The organism is Flavobacterium sp. J49 (assembly GCF_011742145.1).
Taxonomy (GTDB): Bacteria; Bacteroidota; Bacteroidia; order Flavobacteriales; family Flavobacteriaceae; genus Flavobacterium.
Genome location: NZ_JAAQQU010000046.1, coordinates 1 through 233 on the forward strand (window position 1 = coordinate 1; position 233 = coordinate 233).

The window sequence follows — 233 nt, forward strand, 5'->3', positions numbered from 1 at the left end:
GGATTACCAGCTGGAGTAACTGCCGCTTTTGCAAATAATACCATTACCATAAGTGGTACCCCAACAGCATCAGGGGTTTTTAATTATAGCATTCCTTTGACGGGTGGTTGTGGTTCAGTGAATGCTACAGGAACCATAACGGTAACCCCAAACAATACTGCTGGAGTGGCATCGTCTTCGCCGACACTTTGTGTAAATACAACGCTAACCAACATAACACATTCAACTTCTGG

At 44.2% G+C, this 233-nt stretch carries 1 protein-coding gene; it reads left to right on the plus strand.

The window, feature by feature from the left end; translation table 11 throughout:
- Nucleotides 1–233 (plus strand): hypothetical protein (locus HA632_RS01500; protein ID WP_176305482.1); only part of this gene is annotated, 233 nt, incomplete at both ends.